Below are 4,906 nucleotides of genomic sequence, written 5' to 3'. Positions count from 1 at the left end.
ATCATCTCAGCGACGTCCGTATCGGTATTTTTGCTTGTGGAAACGACTGTGCAGACAACCTGCACTTCGTTCATGAAGCCTTCTGGGAACAGCGGACGGATCGGACGGTCGATCAGTCGGGAAGTCAGGGTTTCTTTCTCGGAAGGACGGCCTTCGCGCTTGAAGAAACCGCCAGGGATCTTACCGGCAGCGTAAGTCTTTTCCTGGTAGTGAACGGAAAGAGGGAAGAAGCCTTTGCTTGGGTCAGCGTGCTTGGCGCCAACAACGGTCACCAATACGGTCACGTCGTCATCAACGGTAACCAGCACTGCGCCGGAGGCTTGACGGGCGATACGGCCTGTCTCGAGGGTAACGGTCGACTGACCGAACTGGAATTTTTTGATTACCGGGTTCACGGTGTCCTACCTTCTTTGTGGCTCTTGGGGAACTGGTTTCTTGCGAAATTCTTGGGCAATGTCGGGAATCGGCCCAACGCCTGTCCAGGGTAAAACGTGTATCCAGATAAAACTTGAGGCTGGGAGCCTGCCGGAAGCCTGCGCAAAACCGCAGACGACTGACAGACAACCAACCTCAGAGCGCAATCGCTTATTAGCGACGCAGACCCAGGCGACCGATCAGAGTCTGATAACGACCCAGATCCTTGCCTTTCAGGTAGTCCAGCAGCTTGCGACGCTGGTTTACCATGCGGATCAGACCACGACGGGAGTGGTGATCTTTACCGTTGGCCTTGAAGTGACCCTGCAGCTTGTTGATGTTGTGCGTCAGCAGTGCAACTAGCACAACAGGCGAACAAGAGACACCAACAGCTTGCTGGTAGTCAGCAACGATTTGAGCTTTTTCTTGAACGTCGAGAGCCATGAGGCAATCCTTTTATCAGGAAACTGTTTCAGAGAAACAGCTTCAACAGGCCAGGGACAAATCCCTGTATCTATAAATGAGTCGTGACCGTGCCTGTTAACAGCCACACTCGCCAGCCTGCTGTTACACAGACTGGTTTCGGTCATTCTGACCGAATCAAACGACGTGGCGCGATGCGCCCGTCTTCGCTCACTTCACCGATACCGATGAAGCGACCATTGTGATCCTGTACCCGCACCATGCCGAACTTCGGAGCATCCGGAGCACGTACCGGCTGGCCGTTGAGCCAGTAGAACGCGCTCGCTTCCGAGAAGTGCAGCAGCGGCCAATCGAGCAAGCCGCTGTCCGATGGCATCAGGAAGCGGTCGACCGCTTCGTTGCCGCCTTCGGCATGTACCGCTTCAAGCTCTTCGAGGGTAACGGTCTGCGCCAAGGTGAAAGGCCCGGCCTGGGTACGGCGCAATTCTGCGACGTACGCACCACAACCGAGTTGCTCACCGATATCCTCCACCAGAGTGCGAATATAGGTGCCCTTGCTGCAATCCACCGCAAGACGCGCAGTATCGCCTTCGAAGGCCAGTAATTCCAAGCGCGCAATAGTAACAGAACGCGGTTCACGCTCCACTACTTCACCTGCACGGGCCAGTTTGTACAGCGGCTGGCCATCACGCTTGAGTGCCGAGTACATCGGCGGTATCTGACTGATTTGGCCGCGAAATTTCGGCAGCGCAGCTTCGACATCGGCGCGACCAACGGTCACCGGGCGTTCCTGCAAAACCTCACCTTCGGCATCGGCCGTGGTGGTGGTCTTGCCCAGTTGCGCCAGGGTTTCATAAGCCTTGTCGGAATCGAGCAGATATTGCGAGAACTTGGTGGCCTCACCAAAGCACAGCGGCAGTACGCCAGTGGCCAGTGGGTCGAGACTACCAGTGTGCCCGGCCTTCTCGGCGTTGAGCAGCCAGCGAACCTTCTGCAGCGCAGCGTTTGAGGTGAACCCCAGCGGCTTGTCGAGCAGGATGATACCGCTGACGTTACGACGGATACGTTTGACCTGAGCCACCGAGTTACTCCTTGGTGTCTTCAGGTGCTGGAACGACAATGTTCTGATTGTCTTCAGCAACGGCGCGCTCGATCAGGGCCGACAGGTGCGCACCACGGACAACGGATTCGTCGTAGTGGAAGTGCAATTGCGGCACGCTGCGCAGCTTCATTTCGCGGGCCAGTTGCATACGCAGGAAACCTGCGGCGGCATTCAGTACCTTGATGCTTTGCGCGATGTCTTCAGCGTTGTCCTGCCCCATCACGGTGATGAAAATCTTCGCGTGACCGACGTCACGACTGACTTCCACTGCGGTAATAGTCACCAGGCCGACGCGCGGATCTTTGACTTCACGACGGATCAGCTGGGCCAGCTCACGCTGCATCTGATCGCCGATACGTTGGGTACGGCTGTATTCTTTTGCCATGATTTGTTACCTGTTACTGCCCCACGGTGAAACCCGCAAGGTCTGAAAGCGGCAAACGCCCGGCCTGACAAAAGCCAGACCGGGCGTTGCGTTTAGAGTCCTGCCGCCGTGCCGCGCATTTTCATGCAACGGCCCGACGTGGCCCTTGAAGTGCGCGAGTTAGAGGCTGCGAGCAACCTGAACCTTCTCGAAGACTTCGATCTTGTCGCCGACTTTGACGTCGTTGTAGCTCTTCACGCCGATACCGCATTCCATGCCGGCACGTACTTCGGAAGCGTCATCCTTGAAGCGGCGCAGGGATTCCAGCTCGCCTTCGAAGATAACGATGTCTTCACGCAATACACGGATCGGACGGTTACGATGCACAACACCTTCGATCACCATGCAGCCTGCGATCGCGCCAAACTTCGGCGAACGGAACACGTCACGCACTTCAGCAATACCCAGAATGTTCTCGCGAACATCGCTGCCGAGCATACCGGTCAGGGCTTTCTTGACGTCTTCGATGATGTCGTAGATCACGTTGTAGTAACGCATATCCAGACCTTCCTGCTCGACGATCTTCCGTGCGCCAGCATCGGCACGCACGTTGAAGCCGAACAGTACAGCGTTCGAAGCCAGTGCCAGGTTGGCATCGGACTCGGTGATACCACCGACACCGCCGCCAACTACGCGCACTTGCACTTCGTCGTTGCCCAGGCCATTCAGAGCGCCTTGCAGAGCTTCCAACGAACCACGGACGTCAGATTTGAGGACGATATTAAGCGTCTTCTTCTCTGCCTGACCCATGTTTTCGAAGATGTTTTCAAGCTTGCCGGCGTGAGCGCGAGCCAGTTTGACTTCGCGGAACTTGCCTTGACGGAACAGAGCCACTTCACGGGCTTTCTTCTCGTCGGCAACCACACTCATCTCGTCGCCAGCGTCCGGGGTACCGTCCAGGCCGAGAATCTCGACAGGGATGGAAGGACCGGCTTCCTTGATTGGCTTGCCGTTCTCGTCGAGCATGGCGCGCACGCGGCCATAGTTCGAACCGACCAGAACCATGTCGCCTTGGCGCAGGGTACCGTCTTGAACCAGAACGGTTGCAACCGGGCCACGACCTTTGTCGAGACGCGATTCAACCACAACACCACGGCCAGGAGCCGAAGGCGTCGCTTTCAGTTCGAGAACTTCAGCTTGCAGCAATACCGCTTCGAGCAGTTCGTCGACACCCGTACCGACTTTCGCCGAAACCGATACGAACGGCGTTTCACCGCCCCACTCTTCCGACGTTACGCCGTGAACCGACAGTTCGCTACGGATGCGATCGAGATCAGCGCCCGGCTTGTCGATTTTGTTCACTGCAACAACCAGTGGAACGCCAGCCGCTACTGCGTGCTGAACAGCTTCAATGGTCTGCGGCATCACGCCGTCGTCCGCTGCAACTACCAGGATCACGATGTCGGTCGCCTTGGCACCACGAGCACGCATAGCGGTAAACGCGGCGTGACCTGGGGTGTCGAGGAAGGTAACCATGCCGCGTTCGGTTTCAACGTGGTACGCACCGATGTGCTGGGTGATACCGCCGGCTTCGCCAGCAGCTACCTTGGCACGACGGATGTAGTCGAGCAGCGAGGTCTTACCGTGGTCAACGTGGCCCATTACGGTCACGACTGGTGCACGGGAGAACGACTCACCTTCAAACTTCAAGGACTCGGCCAGGGAATCTTCCAGAGCGGTGTCGCTGACCAGGGTCACTTTGTGGCCCAACTCCTCAGCCACAAGCTGAGCAGTTTCCTGATCAAGCACCTGGTTGATGGTCGCTGGAGTACCCAGTTTGAACATGAACTTGATGATTTCAGCAGCCTTGACCGACATCTGATTGGCGAGATCGCCAACGGTGATGGTCTCGCCGATCTGCACATCACGCACGACAGGGCCGGTTGGGCTCTGGAAACCGTGAGCGTTGCGCTTCTTCAGCTTGGCCTTGCCGCGACCACCGCGACGGAAGCCATCGCTTTCTTCGTCGGTAGTGCGTGGCGCGACACGTGGTGCTGGCGCTTTCTCTTTGACCGATGCGCGATGCGGAGCGTTTTTGCGCTCGCCATCACCACCGCCACTGCGACGATTGTTGTCGTCGGCACGTGGTTTGTCCGGACGGCGCTGTTCGTTCTGCTTGTTACGAACGTCGGCAGACGGCGCTGGAGCAGCTGCAACCACCGGCGCGCTTTCACGTACTGGCTCGGCAACTGCAGCAGGTGCTGCAACGGCGTTGTTAGTAGCGGTTGGCGCGGCGCCCGGATTGCGGCGCGCTTCTTCTTCAGCGCGCTGCTTGGCTTCTTGTTCAGCCTTCTGACGGGCAGTATTTTCTACTGCGCGACGATCATCCAGTTCACGCTTGCGCTCGGCTTCGATTTCTTCCGGGCTACGCTGTACGAAAACTTTCTTTTTGCGAACTTCAACGCTGATGCTCTTGCTACCAGCCACACGCAGGGTGCTGGTGGTTTTACGCTGCAGCGTGATCTTGCGTGGTTCTTCCACTTTCGCCTTGTGGCTGCTTTTCAAGTGAGTCAGCAAAGATTGCTTCTCACTGTCAGTCACAT

Annotated in this window: 4 protein-coding genes and 1 pseudogene; all 5 read right to left on the bottom strand. The window is 57.2% G+C overall.

Annotated elements, in window-relative coordinates:
• Positions 1–395, bottom strand: a pseudogene (locus tag ACIQVE_RS29125) (polyribonucleotide nucleotidyltransferase); the annotation flags it as partial.
• Positions 396–588: 193 nt separating this feature from the next.
• Positions 589–858 carry a 30S ribosomal protein S15 gene (gene rpsO / locus ACIQVE_RS29120; RefSeq protein WP_402815347.1) on the bottom strand — a complete coding sequence of 90 codons (270 nt, stop codon included), beginning with the start codon at positions 856–858 and terminating at the stop codon, positions 589–591.
• A 142-nt stretch (positions 859–1,000) separates the two neighbouring features.
• A complete protein-coding gene (gene truB, locus ACIQVE_RS29115) occupies positions 1,001–1,918 on the bottom strand; it encodes a tRNA pseudouridine(55) synthase TruB (RefSeq protein ID WP_402815345.1) in 918 nt (305 codons plus the stop codon).
• A 4-nt stretch (positions 1,919–1,922) separates the two neighbouring features.
• A complete protein-coding gene (gene rbfA, locus ACIQVE_RS29110) occupies positions 1,923–2,324 on the bottom strand; it encodes a 30S ribosome-binding factor RbfA (RefSeq protein WP_402815343.1) in 402 nt (133 codons plus the stop codon).
• 159 nt (positions 2,325–2,483) lie between these two features.
• Positions 2,484–4,906, bottom strand: a 2,423-nt coding sequence (gene infB, locus ACIQVE_RS29105) for a translation initiation factor IF-2 (RefSeq protein ID WP_402815341.1), incomplete at its 5' end; no start/stop codon positions are given.

This window comes from Pseudomonas sp. NPDC098747, assembly GCF_044760045.1.
Lineage (GTDB): Bacteria > Pseudomonadota > Gammaproteobacteria > Pseudomonadales > Pseudomonadaceae > Aquipseudomonas.
The sequence above is the reverse complement of the archived record's forward strand: the minus strand, read 5'-3'. Positions and strand labels throughout refer to the sequence as shown.

Excerpts from the sequence above, each read along its gene's own strand:
- rpsO (WP_402815347.1), bottom strand. The coding sequence starts at position 858 with ATGGCTCTCGACGTTCAAGAAAAAGCTCAAATCGTTGCTGACTACCAG.
- rbfA (WP_402815343.1), bottom strand. The coding sequence starts at position 2,324 with ATGGCAAAAGAATACAGCCGTACCCAACGTATCGGCGATCAGATGCAG.